This window comes from Pseudomonas putida (genome assembly GCF_050990305.1).
Classification (GTDB): domain Bacteria; phylum Pseudomonadota; class Gammaproteobacteria; order Pseudomonadales; family Pseudomonadaceae; genus Aquipseudomonas; species Aquipseudomonas putida_AH.
Genome location: NZ_CP158817.1, coordinates 4784478 through 4802383, shown reverse-complemented (window position 1 = coordinate 4802383; position 17906 = coordinate 4784478). Strand labels below are relative to the sequence as shown.

The 17906-nt window shown below is 58.5% G+C and carries 19 protein-coding genes; 3 read left to right on the top strand and 16 right to left on the bottom strand.

Annotated features, from left to right (window positions below; all coding sequences use genetic code 11):
* Positions 1–36: 36 nt before the first annotated feature.
* The 6 genes from ABTV22_RS21585 to ABTV22_RS21560 form a co-directional block, all read right to left on the bottom strand.
* Positions 37–690, bottom strand: coding sequence for an HAD family hydrolase (locus ABTV22_RS21585; protein ID WP_433736503.1), 654 nt, complete (start codon positions 688–690; stop codon positions 37–39).
* A 34-nt stretch (positions 691–724) separates the two neighbouring features.
* Positions 725–1714, bottom strand: a complete 990-nt coding sequence (locus ABTV22_RS21580; protein WP_433736502.1) for an ABC transporter ATP-binding protein — start codon at positions 1712–1714, stop codon at positions 725–727.
* Positions 1711–2511 (bottom strand): ABC transporter permease, encoded by an 801-nt coding sequence (locus ABTV22_RS21575; RefSeq protein WP_433736501.1) that lies wholly within the window; start codon positions 2509–2511, stop codon positions 1711–1713. The genes ABTV22_RS21580 and ABTV22_RS21575 overlap by 4 nt, the downstream gene beginning before the upstream one ends.
* Complete coding sequence (locus ABTV22_RS21570) at positions 2498–3334, bottom strand: ABC transporter permease (RefSeq protein WP_433741467.1); 837 nt, start codon at positions 3332–3334, stop codon at positions 2498–2500. The genes ABTV22_RS21575 and ABTV22_RS21570 overlap by 14 nt, the downstream gene beginning before the upstream one ends.
* A gap of 5 nt (positions 3335–3339) precedes the next feature.
* On the bottom strand, positions 3340–4146 hold the full coding sequence (locus tag ABTV22_RS21565; RefSeq protein WP_433736500.1) for an alkaline phosphatase family protein: 807 nt from the start codon (positions 4144–4146) through the stop codon (positions 3340–3342).
* Between the two features lie 133 nt (positions 4147–4279).
* Entirely contained in the window at positions 4280–5344 is a 1065-nt protein-coding gene (locus tag ABTV22_RS21560) for an ABC transporter substrate-binding protein (RefSeq protein ID WP_433736499.1), read from the bottom strand.
* Positions 5345–5706: 362 nt separating this feature from the next.
* Here ABTV22_RS21560 and ABTV22_RS21555 point away from each other — a divergent pair, with 362 nt between their 5' ends.
* The gene (locus ABTV22_RS21555) at positions 5707–6420 is read left to right on the top strand and encodes a UTRA domain-containing protein (protein ID WP_433736498.1); all 714 of its coding nucleotides are present in this window, start codon (positions 5707–5709) and stop codon (positions 6418–6420) included.
* Between the two features lie 85 nt (positions 6421–6505).
* Here the strand turns inward: ABTV22_RS21555 and ABTV22_RS21550 are convergent, their stop codons facing one another.
* The 8 genes from ABTV22_RS21550 to minC all read right to left on the bottom strand — a co-directional run bounded on the left by ABTV22_RS21550 (position 6506) and on the right by minC (position 14290).
* Positions 6506–8665, bottom strand: coding sequence for a mechanosensitive ion channel family protein (locus tag ABTV22_RS21550; RefSeq protein WP_433736497.1), 2160 nt, complete (start codon positions 8663–8665; stop codon positions 6506–6508).
* Positions 8666–8741: 76 nt separating this feature from the next.
* Positions 8742–8918 carry a hypothetical protein gene (locus ABTV22_RS21545; protein WP_433736496.1) on the bottom strand — a complete coding sequence of 59 codons (177 nt, stop codon included), beginning with the start codon at positions 8916–8918 and terminating at the stop codon, positions 8742–8744.
* A 151-nt stretch (positions 8919–9069) separates the two neighbouring features.
* Positions 9070–10359 (bottom strand): M18 family aminopeptidase, encoded by a 1290-nt coding sequence (locus ABTV22_RS21540; RefSeq protein ID WP_433736495.1) that lies wholly within the window; start codon positions 10357–10359, stop codon positions 9070–9072.
* A 102-nt stretch (positions 10360–10461) separates the two neighbouring features.
* A complete protein-coding gene (locus ABTV22_RS21535) occupies positions 10462–11304 on the bottom strand; it encodes a lipopolysaccharide kinase InaA family protein (protein WP_433736494.1) in 843 nt (280 codons plus the stop codon).
* 150 nt (positions 11305–11454) lie between these two features.
* The gene (locus ABTV22_RS21530; protein WP_433736493.1) at positions 11455–12090 is read right to left on the bottom strand and encodes an RluA family pseudouridine synthase; all 636 of its coding nucleotides are present in this window, start codon (positions 12088–12090) and stop codon (positions 11455–11457) included.
* A 191-nt stretch (positions 12091–12281) separates the two neighbouring features.
* Entirely contained in the window at positions 12282–12536 is a 255-nt protein-coding gene (minE, locus tag ABTV22_RS21525; protein WP_007974947.1) for a cell division topological specificity factor MinE, read from the bottom strand.
* 3 nt (positions 12537–12539) lie between these two features.
* A complete protein-coding gene (gene minD / locus ABTV22_RS21520) occupies positions 12540–13352 on the bottom strand; it encodes a septum site-determining protein MinD (RefSeq protein WP_433736492.1) in 813 nt (270 codons plus the stop codon).
* Positions 13353–13552: 200 nt separating this feature from the next.
* On the bottom strand, positions 13553–14290 hold the full coding sequence (minC, locus tag ABTV22_RS21515; protein ID WP_433736491.1) for a septum site-determining protein MinC: 738 nt from the start codon (positions 14288–14290) through the stop codon (positions 13553–13555).
* A gap of 117 nt (positions 14291–14407) precedes the next feature.
* Here minC and ABTV22_RS21510 point away from each other — a divergent pair, with 117 nt between their 5' ends.
* Positions 14408–15340, top strand: coding sequence for a lipid A biosynthesis lauroyl acyltransferase (locus ABTV22_RS21510; protein ID WP_433736490.1), 933 nt, complete (start codon positions 14408–14410; stop codon positions 15338–15340).
* A gap of 165 nt (positions 15341–15505) precedes the next feature.
* The gene (locus ABTV22_RS21505) at positions 15506–16660 is read left to right on the top strand and encodes a patatin-like phospholipase family protein (RefSeq protein WP_433736489.1); all 1155 of its coding nucleotides are present in this window, start codon (positions 15506–15508) and stop codon (positions 16658–16660) included.
* A gap of 87 nt (positions 16661–16747) precedes the next feature.
* Here ABTV22_RS21505 and ABTV22_RS21500 read toward each other — a convergent pair whose 3' ends face one another.
* Both ABTV22_RS21500 and ABTV22_RS21495 read right to left on the bottom strand, forming a co-directional pair.
* Positions 16748–17533: an outer membrane protein OmpK gene (locus ABTV22_RS21500; RefSeq protein WP_433736488.1), complete on the bottom strand. Its 786-nt coding sequence runs from the start codon at positions 17531–17533 to the stop codon at positions 16748–16750.
* Positions 17514–17906, bottom strand: coding sequence for a hypothetical protein (locus ABTV22_RS21495; RefSeq protein WP_433736487.1), 393 nt, complete (start codon positions 17904–17906; stop codon positions 17514–17516). The genes ABTV22_RS21500 and ABTV22_RS21495 overlap by 20 nt, the downstream gene beginning before the upstream one ends.

Below are 17906 nucleotides of genomic sequence, written 5' to 3'. Positions count from 1 at the left end.
CTTCGCGGGCAAGCCTCGCTCCTACACAGTTACGGGCTACTTCCAGAGATGGATCGGCCAGCCGGCTTTTTCAGCCTGTTCGCGCAATACCGGATCCGGGTTGACCACGTGTGGGTAGTCCACCTTCAGCAACAACGGAAGATCATTGCGTGAGTCGGAATAGAAGCTCGCGCCTTCCAGGTTTTCCTCTTCGGCATCCAGCCACTCCAGCAACCGGGTGATCTTGCCTTCGCGGTAGGTCAAGGTACCGACGGTATTGCCGGTATAAACGCCGTGCGCCACTTCCAGTTCGATCCCGAGAATCTCGTCGATACCCAGGCGTTCGGCAATCGGTGCGACCAGGTGCACGCCGGACGCGGAAATCACCAGGATGCGGTCGCCGGCCTTGCGGTGGGCGGCAATGGTTTTGGTGGCGTCGCTGAAGATGATGGGTTCAATGACGTCTTCCACCCACGGAGCGACCAAGTGCTCCACTTCTGCTTGTGTGCGACCGATCAACGGTTCGAGACTGAAGGCCATGTACTCTTCCATGCGCAGCTTGCCATGGCCATAGGCGTCCATCAGTTCGTTGTTTTTGCGCATGAAGGACTCGGGATCGACCCAGCCCAGGCGACCCATTTGTTCGCACCAGAGGGTGGCGCAATCGCCGTGGATCAGAGTGTCGTCCAGATCAAAAATTGCCAGGGCCATCAGTGCAGTTCTCTCGTAAGCGCAAGCGAAGCCATCAGGCTACCTCACGAAGGGCGGTTGGATCGATGGAAAGCGCCAGGCGCTGACCATCGGGATGCAGGTCGGCACCCGAGCGGTTGAGCACGTCCACCACCAGCTCCACGCCCCGGGCTTCGACCCGGTAACGGATCACGTTGCCCAGCAGGCTGTGGCTGCGAACCTGTGCGTCCAGTTCGCCGTTCAAACTCAGTTGAATGGCCTCCGGGCGAATCGCGATGCGATGGTTGATCGGGCGCTGCAGAAGTTTGGTCGCGCTCTCGGCGTCCAGCAGGTTGTAGTTGCCAATGAACCCTGCGGCGAACACATCCACGGGGGCGGTGTAGAGCGTTTCGGCGTCGCCGCTTTGTACGATTTTTCCCTGATTCATCAGGAAAATCCGGTCGGACATGGTCAGGGCTTCTTCCTGATCGTGTGTGACGAAAATCGTGGTCAGGCCGAGTTCGCGCTGGATCTGACGGATCTGTTCGCGCAAATGCTTGCGAATCCGTGCATCGAGGGCCGACAGCGGCTCATCCAGCAGCAACAGTCTTGGCCGGGTCACCAAGGAGCGGGCGAGGGCGACGCGCTGGCATTGGCCGCCGGACAGTTGATGCGGATAACGGGCGGCAAAATCCTGCAGCTCCACCAGTTTCAAGACTTCAGTGACGCGCTTCTGGCTGTCGTCAGCGTTGACCTTTTGCATACGCAAACCGAAGGCGACGTTTTGTTCGACGGTCATGTTGGGGAACAGTGCATAGCTCTGGAATACCATGCCGATTCCGCGTTTTTGGGGGCTTAAGGGCACGATGTCGACGCCATCGAGCAGGATCTTGCCGCCATCCACCGGCGTCAGGCCGGCGATGCAACGCAGCAGCGTCGACTTGCCACAGCCGGACGGGCCGAGCAAGGTGACGAATTCGCCTTTCTGAATTTCACAGTTGATGTCGCTGAACACCGTGGTGCCCGCATAGTCCTTTTTAAGATGTTGGACGCTGACATAGCTCATTCGCTTTTGTCCCTGTTCAAGATATTGGCCGCCCAGGTCATAACCAGCACGAAGAAAAAGTAGGAAATTACCAGCGCACTGGTGAAGTGGCCGCTGCTGTTGCGCATGTTGTTGAGGTAGACCTGCAGGGTTTCGTAACGGGTACCGACGAGAATGTTGGCGAACACGAACTCGCCGAACAGGAACGAGAACGACAGCAGCAACGCCACCATCAAGCCCTTGCGCAGGTTCGGCAACACCACCAGGATCGCCGCTTGAAAGGTGCTGGCACCGAGCAGTTGAGCAGCGTCCATCAGGTCACGCAGGTTGATTGCTTGCAGGTTGTTGGTGATCGCGCGGTACATGAACGGCAGTGCCACGGTGAAGTAGCAACCAATCAGAATCCACGGCGTGCCGACCATGGCGAACGGCCCTGATCCGTAGAGCTGCAGCAGCCCCACCGACGACACCACTGGCGGCACGGCAAAGGGCAGCAGGATCAGGATGTTCATCAGCGCATCGAGTTTCGGGAAGTGGTAATGCACCACGAACAGCAGCGGCAAAATCAGCACCACCGACAGTAGCAGCGCGCCGATGCAGACCAGCAGCGACTGGCCGAAAGCGCTGAGAAAGCGCGGGTCGCTCCACAGCTGCACGTACCATTTGATACTGAAACCGCTGGGCAGAATGGTGGCCGACCAACTGCTGGAAATCGAATAGATAAAGGTGCCGAGCAGCGGCAACAACAAAATGGCAAACAGCAGGTAAACCACTACCCGATGATAGATGCCCACGGGACCCAATTCAGCGCGAGACATGGTAGCTCCTCTTCAATAGCAGCTGATGCACGATGGTCACCAGAGTCATCAATGCCACCAGCACCACGGCCAAGGCGCTGGCCAGGTTCGGGTCCAGGGAGATATCGCCTGAGACCATGGCCGCGATACGGATCGGCATGACGTTGAAGTTGCCGGTAGTCAGGGCATACACGGTGGCGTAGGCGCCAAGGGCGTTGGCCAGCAGAATCACGAACGTGCCCAGCAGTGCCGGGGTCAGCACCGGCAGGCCGATGTGGCGCCAGAACTGCCAGCCGTTGGCACCGAGCAGCGCGGCGGACTCGCGCCAGTCTTCACGCAAGGCGTCGAAAGCCGGGTAGAGCAGCAGCACGCCAAGGGGAATCTGGAAGTAGGTGTAGAGGATGATCACGCCGGTTTTGGAGTACAGGTTGAAGTCCTGAATGAGTCCGGCCTGCTTGAGCATGATGGTGAAGCTGCCGTTGAAGCCCAGCAAAATAATGAACGCGAACGCCAGGGGCACGCCGGCGAAGTTGCTGGTCATGTTGGCGAAGGCGTTGACGAAGTTACGCAGTTTCGAGTCGACCCGGCGCAGGGAGTAGGCACCAAGCACCGCGATGATGATCCCGAATACGCTGGACCAGAAGCTGATCTCCAGGCTGTACTGGATCGCCTGCATATAAAACTTCGAGTTGAAGATCCTGGTGAAGTTGGCCAGTCCCCAACCGAACTCTTCCGATTCCAGGCTATTGATCATCACCCACATCAACGGGGCAATTTCGAACACGAAAAAGAACAGGGCGAAAGGCACGAGGCACAGGGCTGCCAGCCATTTGCCGCGTGTCATGGGGGTCACTTGAGCAGCTCCCTGCATACGGGTTTGTCGTGGGGTACGCCGAGCAGTTCGCAGACAGTGCCGCAAATCTCGGTCTGTTTTGGCGCCGCGTTGGCGTTGAAACTGAAGGCATCGCCGAGCACGAACAACGGCACTTCGCGTTCTTCGGGCAACAGGCCGTTATGGGAACGGTCGTTGTTCATGCCGTGGTCGGCCGTCACCAGCACCTGGTAACCGGCGTCGAGCCAGCCTTGCAGGTAGTCGGCGATGATGATGTCCACTGAACGGGCGCTGTTGCGGTATTGCGGCGTATCGAGACCGTGCTTGTGCCCGGCGTCGTCGATGTTCATGGGGTGCACCAACAAGAAATTCGGCGCATGGCGCAAGCGCAGGTTTTCGGCGTCGGCGAACAGGTGCGAATCGGGGTAGTGATCGTTCCAGTAGAAATGCCCGTGCTGAATCGGTAACTCAGGGGCGTCGGTGTGACGATCCCGGGCCGCCACGAATGGCGAACGGTTATACAGCTCACTGACCCAGTGATAGGCCGCCGCAGCGGTTGTAAGCCCGGCGTCGGTGGCGTAGTGGTAAATGCTGCGCTGGTTGGACAGGCGCGAGACGTGATTGTGAACGATGCCGCTGTCGATCGGCGTGACGCCGGTCAGGATGCATTCGTAAAGCGGTCGGGACAGGGCCGGCAGCTCACACTCCAGTTTGTAGAGCGCTGCGCGTTCTGCGCTGACATAGGCCTGCAGGTGCCCCATGGTGTGGCGTGCGACTTCGTAGTTGAGGCCGTCGAGCACGACAAGGATGACGTTGTGTTTCATAGGGGCGATGACTCCGAAAACGAGACTCAAGGTGATCGTTGTAGGAGCTGCCGCAGGCTGCGATCTTTTGATCTTGCTTCTTAAAAGCCAAGTCAAAAGATCGCAGCCTGCGGCAGCTCCTACGGAAGAAGCATTACTTCATTTCTACGATGACTTCTTCGTTCCACTTCTGAGGCAGGGCCTTGGAGGTCTTCTCCCAGGCATCCGCGTCCTTGATCGGCGTGACCTTTTTGTACTGCTCGTTTGGCAGCAGCTTGGCCTGTACCTCGGCTGGCAGGGTCAGGTGTTCAGCGCGGATCGGACGGGCGTTACCCTTGGCCAGGTTGATCTGGCCGGCGTCACTGAAGATGTACTCGCGGGCCAGTTTGGCGGCGTTCGGGTTCTTGGCGTATTTGTTGATGATGGTGGTGTAACCGGAGATCACCGAGCCGTCGGATGGGATCAGCACCACGTAGTCATCCGGATTGGCCATCTTGGCCTTGTAGCTCAGGCCGTTGAAGTCCCAGACCACGCCGACTTCAATCTCGCCTTTTTCCATGGTGGCGATGGTTGGGTTGGCCATCGACAGGCGGCCTTGCTTGGCGATATCGGCAAACAATTTCAGCGCGGGCTCGATGTTTTTCTCGTCGCCCCCATTGGCCAGCGCGGCAGCCAGAACGCCGTTGGCTGCTTGGGCGGCGGTGCTTACGTCACCGATGGATACCTTGTATTTTCCGCCTTTGAGGTCAGCCCATTTGGTCGGGGCTTCAGAACCGTGCAGCAGCTTCTTGTTGACGATGAATGCGATAGTGCCGGTATAGGCCAGGGCCCAGTGACCGTCCTTGTCTTTAGCCCAGGTTGGCACCTGGTCCCAAGTGGATGGCTTATAGGGTTGGGTAACGCCCTGTTTCGTCGCGATCGGGCCAAAGGCCGCGCCGACGTCGCCGATGTCGGCGCTGGCGTTGTCTTTTTCAGCGGCGAACTTGGCGATTTCCTGAGCCGAACTCATGTCGGTGTCGATGTGTTTGAGGCCATAGTTCTTGGCCAGGTCCGCCCAAGTGTCTTTCCAGTTGGCCCAGTCATCGGGCATGCCGACACTGTTGACCGCGCCTTCTTGTTTCGCAGCGGCTTCCAGGGTTTTCAAGTCATCGGCCGCCATGGCGGCCGTGCACATGGCGATGGTCGAACCTAACAGTGTTGCCAGGAAAAGCTTTTTCATTCCGAAGCTCCTATGGGCGTTTTCAACGCTGCGATTGCGGTTGTGTTGGTCTAGGTCAGCAATACCTGAGCCAATCTAAGGACGCTCGATGACACTTTGATGTCGTTCGTCGCCCGGCCAAGGCTTTATTTTCCCGGTGCTGGCGGGTGTCCGGTAAGCGTAGACCATCGGCAAAGGCCCGCTGCGCAAGGGACTTGGCCAGCGTATTGCAGGTTTTGAAAGCGACATTTCAGGCGACCGTTCGGTCCCTTGTCATCTCACAGTCATCTGCACTGCCTACGCTTGCAGGATGTTCAAAGTGCTGGTTTTTCGTGCGGTTGGGCCCCGAAACAGTGCTGGTCTAGTCCAGATAGGTAGCGTCGATGCGTGATGAGGCAACAAAAGCGGTAACAGCCATTGGCCAGGTGCTGCAGGAGCAGCTCGATCACGGGTTGCTAGCACCGGGGAGCAAACTGCCGGCCGAGCGCAAGCTCAGTGAATTGTTCCGGACCACGCGGATCACTGTGCGCGAGGCATTGCTGCAATTGGAGGCACAGGGGCAGATTTATCGCGAAGAGCGGCGGGGCTGGTTCGTTTCGCCGCCACGCCTGGCCTACAACCTGATGCAACGCAGTCACTTTCACGCGATGGTCAGCGCACAGGGGCGAGTGCCGTCCACCGAGGTGATTTCTGCGCGATTGCAGCCGGCATCGGCGGCAGTTTGTGCCTGGTTGCAGTTGCCGGCGTTATCCAGCGTGATTCAGATTTGTCGCTCCCGGCGCATCGATGGGCGGCTGGTGTTGTACGTGGAGCACTATCTGAACCCGCAGTATTTTCCCGGGATTCTGGATTTCGATCTGAATCAGTCGATCACCGAACTGTATGCGCGGCACTACGACCTGCATTACGGACGGGTGCGGTTCGAGATCGTGCCGACGGCTTTGTCAGTGGACGCAGCCGCGGCGTTGCGAGTGTCGGTGGGCAGTCCAGGGTTGCGCATTGCACGGGTCAATTACGATCAGCACGAGCGTCTGATCGATTGTGATCTTGAGTTTTGGCGGCATGATGCGATTCATGTCGGAGTGGATGTGGTCTGATTTCATGTAGGAGCTGCCGCAGGCTGCGATCTTTTGATCTTGCTTTTAAAAAACAAAATGAAAAGATCGCAGCCTTCGGCAGCTCCTACGCAGGGCGTTCTGGCGTGCTGCCGGCGGTGATCACCTGTACGCTCATCCGTGGCGTCGCCAAGTCCATCCCCGCTTCATCCAGATGCCGTTTCAGTGACAGGTTGAACGCCCGTGAAACCTCCCACTGTTTGATCGGCGCAGTCTTGAACCGGGCGCGCAGGATTGCGTTGCCGGATTCGAAACTTTCCACTCCTTGAATTTCCAGTGGCGACCAGATGTTGCGCCGTTGCAGCGGGTCGGTGCGCATTTTCTGGCCAACTTCACGCATCAGTTTGATCGCGTTGTCGATGTCCATGTTGGCGGGTACGGCCACGCGGAAGATCGCGTAGCCGAATTCCCGGGAGTAGTTCTTGATGCTTTTGATTTCGCTGAACGGAATGGTGTGAACGATGCCGTCGATGTCCCGCAGGCGTACCGTACGGATGGTCAGGCCCTCAACAGTGCCGAGGTGGCCGCCAACGTCCACGTAGTCATCGATCGCCAGGGAGTCTTCGATGATGATGAACAGGCCGGTGATCAGGTCGGCTACCAGCGACTGCGCGCCAAAACCGATGGCCAGACCGATCACGCCGGCACCGGCCAGCAGTGGCGTGACGTTCATGCCCATGTTCGCCAGGGCGACGATCAGCGCAATGATGAAGATCGCCACGAACAGCACGTTACGGATCAGCGGCATCATCGTTTGCGCACGGGCATTGGCCACGCCTTTGCGTGAGCGGGTGAGGGCGTGGTGAACGGCCGTGTCGCTGAGGATCCAGATCAGCCAGGCAAAGATCAGGGTGCCGCCAAGGCTGAACAGTTTGACGCTGACCTCATGGCCTTCACCCTCGGTGAACGCAATCAGTGACATGCCCCACACCCGCAGGCCGAGTTCGATGAAGGCCAGCCAGACCAGCAGGTGGGCGAGGGTGTAGAAGAAGCTTTTCAGGCGTTCGGAATACAGCGCGTGGCGTTTTGCGCCGCGCTGCGGCTTGAGGGAATGGCGGCGCACCAGGCCGTTGATGACCATGCACAGCACCAGCAGCACGGTGCAGATCAGCGACTGCCGCAATGCAGTGCTGGTATCGCCGGCCGAAATGAACGTTGCGAATAACGAAATGCCCACCAGCACAAGCGCCGGTACGTACCAAAAGGTGCCGAGAATTTCGATGGTATCGCTGAGGGCGCGGCGGGTCAGGCGCCGGGACAGCGGTTGGTTGCGGATCAAATGGGCAATCGGGCGGCGAAAGCGCAGGATGAACAACCCGGTGGACAGCGCTGCCAGGACGTTGGCTACGGTGGCGGCAGTATGGGCCAGATGCGCGCCCAGGCTTTGGATCAGGCGCGGGTCGTTCAGGGCTTCACCGAAAGCGGCGAAGCTGCCGATCAGCCAGAGCGGACGAAAGGCCTGATGCCGCAAAATGTATAAGGCGCGATGCCGGTGGGGGCCGTCGAGCAGGGAAAAGGCGATGACGCAAATCGCCGAAAAACAGGTGCCGACCACCAGTGCATAGGCCAGCACCATGGCCAGGCTCTTGCCCAATGACGAAGGCAGCGCATAGCTCATGTACACCGTGATGACCAAGGCAATCAGCCACGGACCGAGCTTGCGCAGGGCAAATCGCAACATGTCCAGGGCCTTGGGGTGTTGCGGCAGTTCTTCGGTCAGGCCGAAACGCATGCGTACTCGATGGCTGACCCAGATCAGCGCCGCCGCCAGCAGGCTCCAGACCATCAGGATCATGGCAAAGGCAAAGATGATCGGCAGCCATTCGTTGGCGGGCAACACCAGCGCTGTCAGTTCATCCTTGGCCTGGTCGAACTCGTTGGACCAACGCGTGAGCGGGCTGTCGGCACCGGTAAATTGTTTCTCGAAACTGGCCAGGGTCCCGCCGATCAAACCCAACACGCCCTGTTCGGTCGTTGGTTGGGCCTTTTTCGTGGCGTCGCGCAGTTTCTTCAGATCCGCCAGCAATTTGGTCCGTTGCTGATCGTTTTCCAGGGACTTGATCACTTCGTCCAAGGATTGCCCAAGGGGTTCCTGCGCCTCCGGCTGGGTCTTGTTTGAACCGTTGAGCAGGCTCGGCAAACCGGCTGCCTGGGCCGACGCCATCGGCACCAGCGTCATCAGGCAGACAAGAAAAAAGCAGGGCAAGGCAAAAAGACGAGCGAGCACTGGGCGGTCAACCTCGGAGTGAGCGGGTCGACCGAGTGTACGAGCCCGTCATATGCAATGCGAGTCGGGGGCGGATTTATTCGTTGAGCTTGGCGAGGATCTTGATCACCACCGTGGCGAGGATCGTCAGCATCCCGATCCACATGGCGAACACCCCGGCGTTCTTGTCGCGAAAGTTGAAGCCGATTGCCAGCAGGATCATACCGGCGAGAATCGGGATAAGCATGCCGTGGAACGAAGACAACGAGATCATGGGACAGCCTTGTCGAGTGAGGTGGTTGGAGTTTAGGTGCGTTTTTACCGACCGGTATTGATGTGTGTAGGAGCTGCCGCAGGCTGCGATCTTTTTAGTCTTTTTTAAACAAGATCAAAAGATCGCAGCCTGCGGCAGCTCCTACAGGGGATTACGGCAAGTCGTGGCAGGCGTAGAACGCGCTCAATACCTTGACCAGGTGCGCCAGGTCATGGCTGCCGCACAGTTCGCGGATCGAGTGCATGGCGAAGGTCGGCAGGCCGATGTCCACGGTGCGCACACCCAGGTGGCTGGCGGTGATCGGGCCGATGGTCGAGCCGCAGCCCATGTCGCTGCGCACCACGAAGCTCTGCACAGGGACTTCTTCGGCCATGCACAGGTGGCGGAAGAACCCGGCGGTTTCGCTGTTGGTGGCATAGCGCTGGTTGGTGTTGACCTTGATCACCGGGCCGGCGTTGAGTTTCGGGCCGTGGTTTGCATCATGTTTTTCGGCGTAGTTGGGGTGCACGCCATGGGCGTTATCGGCCGAAACCAGCAGGGATTTCTGGATGGTGCGTACGAATTCATCACCTTCTGGCAACAGGCGACGTAGCGTCTGCTCCAGCATCGGACCATCGGCGCCGCAGGCCGAGCACGAACCGACTTCTTCATGATCGTTGCACACCAGCACACAGGTTTCGTCGGTGTCGGTGGTCAACAGCGCTTGCAGGCCGGCGTAGCACGACAGCAGGTTGTCCAGGCGCGCACCGGCGATGAAGTCGCCATGCAGCCCGATCACTGCAGCGCTTTGCGTGTCGTAGAAGCTCAGCTCGTAATCGAGCACCACATCGGCGTTCAAACCGTGTTCGCGGGCCAGTTGGTCGGTGATCACGGCACGGAAGTCCACGCGCTCGTCGCCGGCAAATTGCGCCAGGACCGGTGGCAACTCAGTCTGGGCATTGATCGCCCAGCCCATGTTGGCTTCACGGTTGAGGTGGATGGCCAGGTTCGGAATGATTGCAATCGGTGCCTTGAAGTCGATCAACTGGCTTTCGACTTTGCCGTCACGACGGAAGGTGACACGCCCGGCGAGCGACAGGTCGCGGTCGAACCACGGTGCGAGCAGGGCACCGCCATAGACTTCGACTCCCAGTTGCCAGAAGCCGTGGCGTTGCAGCTCCGGTTGCGGCTTGACCCGCAGGCACGGGCTGTCGGTGTGGGCGCCGACCAGGCGAATCCCGCCGTGCAATGGCGAGTGACGGCCCATTTTGATCGCGACGATGGAGGAGTCGTTACGGGTGACGTAGTAGCGACCATTGGCCTCGGTGTGCCATGGCTCGCGTTCGTCGAGGCGTTGATAACCCGCCGCTTCCAGACGCTGAACAAGGCTGGCGGTGGCATGGAACGGGGTAGGGGAGGCCTTGAGGAAGTCGATCAGGCCTTGGTTCAACTCTTCGCGCATAAGTAGCTCCAGACAGCAATGGCGCCAGTTTAACGTATTGGCCCACGGCATTGCAGACACAATGCCGTGTGGTGCTCGGGAGCGAATGGCGAGAGTACTGGATCAACCGGTGATCAGGTTGCCATTGAGGAACACATCACGACGTTGCTTGCGACCGACGTGCTCATGCTTGCTCGCGCGGTACACCTGATCGAACTTGTTCCGGGAGAGGCTGCAGAACTGTCCGAGGTACTCATCGACCAGCCGATCGTAATCCGCTTCCGTGATGAATTTATAAATCTCCCGGCGGTAGAAAAAACCGAGCTGGAAGCCGAGGGTTTCGCTGAAGTGCGGCGTAGAACCGGCGAAGCAGTTTTCAAAGTCGATGGCTTTGAGCGGTTTCTTCGTCGATTTGGGGACCATGATGTTGCCGATCCAGAAATCCATGTGCGTGATGTCCTTTCGGGACAAGGAACCCAGCAATTCGAACGCTTTGAGAATGAAGGTTTCCACGTGTTCCGGATGGCGCTTCAGCCATTGCACGCCGTCGATATAGTCTTCGAGCAGGCGCGTCAGAATGAAATATTCCTGGGTCAGGCCCAGTCGGTCACGGGTGTATCCAAAACCTTGCAGCGGCGGCATTTGTACACCGCGGCGCTGAGCTTCAAGGGTATTCATCAGTTCTTCCAGTGGCCAGTCGAATCGGCCATTACGCTGAGGTTTACCCAGGGTTACCCGGACCTTTGCCTTGAGCGTGTCCAGCGGCTGAACCTTGGCAAACAGCGGTGTATCGCCCGAGGCCAGCGGCGCACTGGCGCGGGTAAGCTTTTGGGCGCGCCGTTTGTTGATCAGTTGCTCCAGGGATTGTCGGGCTTCGACACTGGGCTGCTCTGTCAGGTGAAGGGTGGTGTTGCCGAAAATGAACGTGATGGGGTAGTCGCTTTGAAGCGTTTTACTGCTGAGCACGGGGGCTTCCTGCCTGATATCTAATTGCCATCATTTTATATTTTATTACAGTTTTATGACAATATTTTCACACCTTTTTTATGCTTGCTCGACTGTAGCTACAGATGAAAAAGCCCTTCAAAGGAAGGGCTTTTTCAAGAGCGAAATTGTTCAAAAAGGCGCTGGGCACTCAAAGCGCAAGCGTTCACCGGTCTGAGGATGGGTGAAGCTGAGCATGCTGGCGTGAAGGCACAGGCGCGGCCAGGCGGCCAAGGCTTGTTCGTGAGCATAGAGGCCGTCGCCCAATAGCGGATGGCCGATCGACAGCATGTGCACGCGTAACTGATGGGAGCGGCCGGTGATCGGCGTGAGCTCCACGCGGCACCAGTCGCCGCAACGTTCCAGCACGCGCCAGAACGTCAGGGCATGTTTACCGAACTCATGGTCCACCACATGGCGCGGCTTGGTCGGTGGATCGTAGCGCAGCGGCAGGTCGATGCTGCCGCTGTCCAGTTCGGGTTGGCCCCAGCACAGTGCGGTGTAGGCTTTTTCTGTTTCGCGGTCGTGGAATTGCCGGGACAGTTCACGGTGCGTATCAGGATCGCGGGCCAGCAGGATGATGCCGGAGGTTTCCCAGTCCAGGCGATGGACGATTCGCGCTTCCGGGTAACCGTTTTCCTGCAGGCGGGTAATCAGGCAGTCCTTGTTGTCGTCGGCCCGACCAGGGACGGAGAGCAACAGGGTCGGTTTGTTCACCACCAGTATGGCGGCGTCCTGATAAATGATGTGGACGTTGGACAACGGCATTAAAACAGCCTCGTAACAAACGCCAACGGCGGCTCGATCACTCGTATCCCCTTTTTTGTAGGAGCCGGCTTGCTGGCGATGGCATCAATGCGTTGTATCTGATACAGCGCGTTGATGCCATCGCCAGCAAGCCGGCTCCTACAAGGTAGGGTGGCAAGTGATCGAGCCGCCGTGGCTCCAGCCGGATCGACTCAGCGATCTGGCAGGGTGATATTGAGTTCCAGAATCGAGCAGCTGCCCTGGCTTTCCAGTGCGACATGCACGTCATCGGACCCGATATTGACGTACTTGCGAATCACCTCGACCAGTTCCTTCTGCAAGGCTGGCAGGTAGTCCGGGGTGCTGCGTTGGCCGCGTTCGTGCGCCACGATGATCTGTAGACGCTCTTTCGCTACCGACGCGGTGCTTTGCTTTTTGTTGGCACGAAAGAAGTCAAAAAGGTTCATTGCTTAGTTGCCTCCAAACAGGCGCTCGAAGAATCCCTTCTTCTGTACATCAAGGAATCGATGTTCCACGGTTTTGCCCAGCAGACGGTCTACGGTATCGCTGTAGGCCTGGCCGGCATCACTCTGGTCGTCGAGAATCACTGGAACGCCCTGGTTGGATGCCTTGAGCACCGCCTGGGATTCAGGGATCACGCCGAGCAGGGCGACCGAGAGGATTTCCTTGACGTCTTCTACGCCGAGCATTTCGCCTTTGCTGACACGCTCAGGGTGGTAACGGGTAATCAGCAGGTGTTCCTTGATCGGGTCTTCGCCGCGCTCGGCACGGCGGGACTTGCTGGCCAGCAGGCCGAGCATGCGGTCGGAGTCTCGAACCGAGGACACTTCCGGGTTGGTCACGACAATCGCTTCATCAGCGAAGTACATGGCCAGGTGGGCGCCTTTCTCGATACCGGCCGGAGAGTCGCAGACCACGAATTCGAACTGCTCCTTGAGCTCCATCAGGACTTTTTCCACGCCTTCCTGGGTCAGCGCGTCTTTGTCGCGGGTCTGGCTGGCGGCCAGCACATAGAGGTTTTCCAGGCGCTTGTCTTTGATCAGGGCCTGCTGCAGGTTGGCTTCGCCGTTGACGACGTTGACGAAGTCGTACACCACGCGGCGCTCGCAACCCATGATCAGGTCGAGGTTACGCAAACCGACGTCGAAGTCGACGATCACTGTTTTGTGGCCGCGCAGAGCGAGGCCGGTACCGATAGCGGCGCTGGTGGTGGTCTTACCCACACCACCCTTGCCGGATGTAACCACGAGAATCTTGGCCAAGGTGTTTCACCCCTAAGGAAAAAGGACTTTTAGCCCCTGAAAATCATCTCTTGAAAACTACTGCAGTCGGACAGCCTTGGCTGGAATTCGGTTCTGGGCGGCGTTTACCCCCGGTAAACACTGCTTTTGGCCTGTTTCCTACTTCGTTTGAGCCGTTTTCGCTACGTTTTAGAGATGTTTGGAAAATGCGGCAGTATCCGTTAAAGCCGAATGATGTTCAACACATCGCCCGACAGGCTGACTTGCACGCCCGAACCCCACAAAGGGTCGCGACGCAGATCTTCAGACACTTTGTAATGACCGGCGATAGAGACCAGTTCAGCGCTCATTTGCTGACAGAAAATCCTGGCTTTCGTGTCGCCTTTCACTCCAGCCAATACACGACCGCGCATGGGGCCGTATACATGGATGTTGCCATCGGCGAGAAGTTCCGCCCCCGGGCTGACCGAGGAGATCACCACCAGATCGCTGCCCTGGGCATAAATCTGCTGCCCGCCACGTACTGGCGAAGTGATGATTTTCGTGGGTTTGATCGTGGGCTCCGGCGGCTTTTCCGGTTTTTTCGCAACCGCGCCTTCATTCAGGTCCAGCGAACGCTCACGGGCACCGGACGGTGGCAACACCGGCAAGTCGACGGCAATGGCGGCCGCGATGTCTTCGATGCGGCTGGCTCGGATCGCCAGGGTTCGCAGGCCGTGTTGGCGGCAGACACGCATCAGGCCCGGCAGATCAACCACGCCTTCGTTCGGCGACAGCTTGTCCAAGGCCAGTACCAGCGGTGCATTGCTGAAAAAACCAGGGGCTTGGGCGACCTTGGCGGCCAACTGTCGATCAAGGCTTTCGAGGTCGTTACGGGCCAGTTCCAGCACCGTAATGGCGAGCATGCTGCCCTTCAGCTGGAACACGGGATCTTGGTCTAGCGGTTCGGTTTGGCTCATGGTCGGCATACAACGACTTGTCACTAAAAGTGCCGAGACTTATAACGAGAACGCCCGCGGGCCGCAAGCCGGGTCGAACGATGTAGAATGCGCGGCCACTGTCTTTGGGAAGCTTCAATGGATCGCCCGAGCTTTAGAACATCCTTTCTATCTCCACGTTTCTGGCCGCTGTGGTTGGGCCTTGGGCTGTTGTGGCTGATTGTCCAGCTGCCGTACCCGGTCTTGCTATGGATCGGTCGTGTCCTGGGCGCCTTGATGTATCGAGTGGCTGGCGACCGACGGCGCATTGCCAAACGCAATCTGGAGCTGTGTTTCCCTGAAAAGTCCGCCGCCGAACGTAAGCGCCTGCTCAAGGAAAACTTCGCCTCGACCGGCATCGCGTTTTTCGAAATGGCGATGAGCTGGTGGTGGTCGCGCGAGCGCCTGGCAAAACTGGCCCATATTGAAGGCTTGGAGCATTTGCAGCAGGCCCAGGGCGAAGGCAAGGGTGTGATCCTGATGGCCGTGCACTTCACCACCCTGGAAATCGGTGCCGCGTTGCTGGGCCAGCAGCACACCATCGACGGCATGTACCGCGAACACAAAAATCCGTTGTTCGACTTCGTCCAGCGTCGCGGTCGCGAGCGGCACAATCTCGATTCGCTGGCGGTGGAGCGTGAAGACGTGCGCGGCATGCTCAAATTACTGCGCTCTGGCCGGGCGATCTGGTACGCACCGGACCAGGATTACGGCGCCAAGCAAAGCATCTTCGTGCCGTTGTTCGGCATCCAGGCCGCCACCGTGACCGCCACCAGCAAGTTTGCACGGTTGGGCAAGGCATTGGTGGTGCCCTTCACCCAGGAACGCTTGGCCGATGGCAGCGGCTATCGTTTGGTGATCCATGCGCCGCTCGAAGGCTTCCCGGGGGAAACCGAAGAGGAGGACTGCCTGCGCATCAACCAGTGGATCGAAGGCGTGTTACGCGAGTGCCCGGAGCAATACCTGTGGGCTCATCGCCGCTTCAAGAGCCGTCCACCCGGCGAGCCCAAGCTGTACGCCAAACGCGGTTGATCTATCCAGCCCTGTGTAGGAGCGAGCATGCTCGCGATGAACCCGAATACGCAGCGGGGTATCAGGCCGCCAGCGTTATCGTTGACCACCATCGCGAGCAGGCTCGCTCCTACAAGGAAGAGGTTGGAGCAATGAAGTCCCATCAAGCGGCATGGAGCGTTGTGCATGAGTCCTGCTGAACCGGTTACAGGGTTGATTCTTTCCGGCGGTGGGGCTCGGGCGGCCTATCAGGTCGGTGTGCTGGCGGCGATAGCCGAACTTTTGCCATTGGGTGCGGACAATCCGTTTCCGGTGATTGTCGGCACCTCCGCCGGGGCGATCAATGCGGTCAGCCTGGCCAGTGGGGCGATGGATTTTCGTGACGCTATCCAGCGCCTGACTGCATTCTGGCAGGGCTTTCGCAGTCATCTGGTGTTGCGTAGCGACTGGCCTGGAGTGATCCGCCAGGCCAGTCGCTTTGTCAGTCACAGTTTGCTCGGCCTTGGCGCACACGTCCCCGTGGCGCTGCTCAACAGTGCTCCGTTGCGCGGTTTGCTCAACGATAAATTGCACATGAACGGTATCGCCGAAGCCATCGCCCAAAAGCAATTGCATGCGGTGGCGGTCACGGCGTTCGGCTACGAGTCCGGGCAAGCTGTCACCTTCTATCAGGGCGGCGGCACCATTGATGCCTGGTTGCGTCATCGTCGAATCGGCGTTCCTACCCAATTGTCCGTCGAGCATCTGCTCGCCAGTTCGGCCATTCCACTGTTGTTCGCCCCGGTGAAAATCGGTGAGGAATATTTCGGCGATGGTGCGGTGCGCCAATCGGCGCCAATCAGCCCGGCACTGCACCTGGGCGCCAGCCGTGTACTGGTGGTGGGTGTCAGCGGCAACCCGCGTGGCATCGATCCTGAGCAACCGCTGCAACGTGCCTACACCGGCCAACAGCCAACCCTGGCGCAGATTGGCGGGCACATGCTCAACAGTACGTTCATTGACAGTCTGGAAAGCGATATTGAGCTCTTGCAGCGCTTGAACCAGTTCAGCCACCTCATGCCCGATGGCGCACCGATCCGTACGCTGGGGGTGGCGCCTGTGGAGGTGTTGGTGATTTCGCCGAGCCAGCCGATCGATGAGATTGCCGCACGTCACCGTCAGGAATTACCGGCGGCGCTGCGCCTGTTCCTGCGCGGGCCGGGGGCGACGAAGACGAGTGGGGCAGGGGTGTTGAGTTATTTGCTGTTCGAGGCGGGGTATTGCAGCGAGTTGATTGACCTGGGGCGGCGGGATGCGTTGGCCAAGAAGGACGAGTTGTGCCGGTTTCTCGGGTTGCCATAGGGCAAAAGATCGCAGCCTGCGGCAGCTCCTACATTGGAATGCGTTCCCTGTAGGAGCTGCCGCAGGCTGCGATCTTTTAATTTCAAATCAGAAGTGAACCTTGACCAGGAAGCTGGTCACGCTCTGATCGGTCTTGAAGCCCTCGCTGTCTTCGATACCGTATTTGTTTTTCCAGTAGTCATATTCGACACCGACGTACAACTGCTTCGCACCCAGATTCAGAGCCTTGCCCAAGTCGTACTTGATCTGTGGATTGAAGTGCAGGTTGGCGTGATACTCGCCTTTGCTGTTCACGTCATTGTCGACGACCCAGTCCATGTAACCGTCGATGAGCATGTCCGAACGACCCATCGGGATGGTGTAGGACCAGACCGGGGTGACTTGCCAGACGTTGTCGCCCGGACGGTCGCCTTCGGTATGCCGGTTGTAGAAGTTCAACTGGAAGTAGTCGAAGCCCGGGATTGCCAGGTCAAAGCCTGGACCGATCAGGTAGGACTCGGTGTCGTTCTCGCCGAACTCGTAGGTCATGGCCAGCAGCACGTCCTTGATCGGGCCGAACTCCAGCTTCTGATCAAAGATCTTGCCGAACGACAGACGCGGGCTGAATTCGCCGTAGTACGAATTGTTGCCGGCGAAGGCGTCTGGCTTGCCGTTGTAGAAGATCTTGTCGACGAAGAAGAAGTTGTCGCCGTATTTCCAGCCATCAGCGTGTTCGAAGGTCACCGTCTGCTGGATGCGCGGGTTGACCTGGAAGTCCTTGCCATAGAGGTAGGTCAGGCTGTTGTTCTGCCATTGCAGCAAGTCGCCGGCCATGGCCTGGCCCCCCGCCAGCATTGATCCCGCCAGCATCAGGCTAGTGCACGTGCGTTTCATTCGGTTGCTCCAAAAAGTAGTGGTGAAACGGTATTTTTTTAAGGTCGACGCTCTGGTGTGGCGTCTTGTTCTCAAGCGGTAAAAAAGTCATCCATTCGGTCAGCTTCAGTGCTGTCAGCAAGTGCTGCGCCAAGGTTTCAAAAAACAAAAAAACTCCCGCTCGGCTGCTCAAAAACAGTCGATTGAGAGGTGTTTGGGGATGCCTTGGTACCGTCCAGAGCCGGGATAAGTTGGCTTTCTGGTCAGGAATTAAATCCGGGCTTTTTTTTAAAGCGGATTCAGGCGGCCGCGGAGAATACTGACTCCTTGGCCAGGTCTCAAGTGCCCCGCAACAGCGCACCGACGACAGGTTTGGGGCACGGTTGCGGGCCAT

Bases quoted from the DNA above. Each gene is read 5' to 3' on its own strand.
- ABTV22_RS21585 (WP_433736503.1), bottom strand. From the start codon at position 690: ATGGCCCTGGCAATTTTTGATCTGGACGACACTCTGATCCACGGCGAT.
- ABTV22_RS21580 (WP_433736502.1), bottom strand. From the start codon at position 1,714: ATGAGCTATGTCAGCGTCCAACATCTTAAAAAGGACTATGCGGGCACC.
- ABTV22_RS21575 (WP_433736501.1), bottom strand. From the start codon at position 2,511: ATGTCTCGCGCTGAATTGGGTCCCGTGGGCATCTATCATCGGGTAGTG.
- ABTV22_RS21570 (WP_433741467.1), bottom strand. From the start codon at position 3,334: ATGACACGCGGCAAATGGCTGGCAGCCCTGTGCCTCGTGCCTTTCGCC.
- ABTV22_RS21565 (WP_433736500.1), bottom strand. From the start codon at position 4,146: ATGAAACACAACGTCATCCTTGTCGTGCTCGACGGCCTCAACTACGAA.
- ABTV22_RS21560 (WP_433736499.1), bottom strand. From the start codon at position 5,344: ATGAAAAAGCTTTTCCTGGCAACACTGTTAGGTTCGACCATCGCCATG.
- ABTV22_RS21555 (WP_433736498.1), top strand. From the start codon at position 5,707: ATGCGTGATGAGGCAACAAAAGCGGTAACAGCCATTGGCCAGGTGCTG.
- ABTV22_RS21545 (WP_433736496.1), bottom strand. From the start codon at position 8,918: ATGATCTCGTTGTCTTCGTTCCACGGCATGCTTATCCCGATTCTCGCC.
- ABTV22_RS21540 (WP_433736495.1), bottom strand. From the start codon at position 10,359: ATGCGCGAAGAGTTGAACCAAGGCCTGATCGACTTCCTCAAGGCCTCC.
- ABTV22_RS21530 (WP_433736493.1), bottom strand. From the start codon at position 12,090: ATGCCGTTGTCCAACGTCCACATCATTTATCAGGACGCCGCCATACTG.
- minE (WP_007974947.1), bottom strand. From the start codon at position 12,536: ATGAACCTTTTTGACTTCTTTCGTGCCAACAAAAAGCAAAGCACCGCG.
- minC (WP_433736491.1), bottom strand. From the start codon at position 14,290: ATGAGCCAAACCGAACCGCTAGACCAAGATCCCGTGTTCCAGCTGAAG.
- ABTV22_RS21510 (WP_433736490.1), top strand. From the start codon at position 14,408: ATGGATCGCCCGAGCTTTAGAACATCCTTTCTATCTCCACGTTTCTGG.
- ABTV22_RS21505 (WP_433736489.1), top strand. From the start codon at position 15,506: ATGAGTCCTGCTGAACCGGTTACAGGGTTGATTCTTTCCGGCGGTGGG.
- ABTV22_RS21500 (WP_433736488.1), bottom strand. From the start codon at position 17,533: ATGAAACGCACGTGCACTAGCCTGATGCTGGCGGGATCAATGCTGGCG.
- ABTV22_RS21495 (WP_433736487.1), bottom strand. From the start codon at position 17,906: ATGGCCCGCAACCGTGCCCCAAACCTGTCGTCGGTGCGCTGTTGCGGG.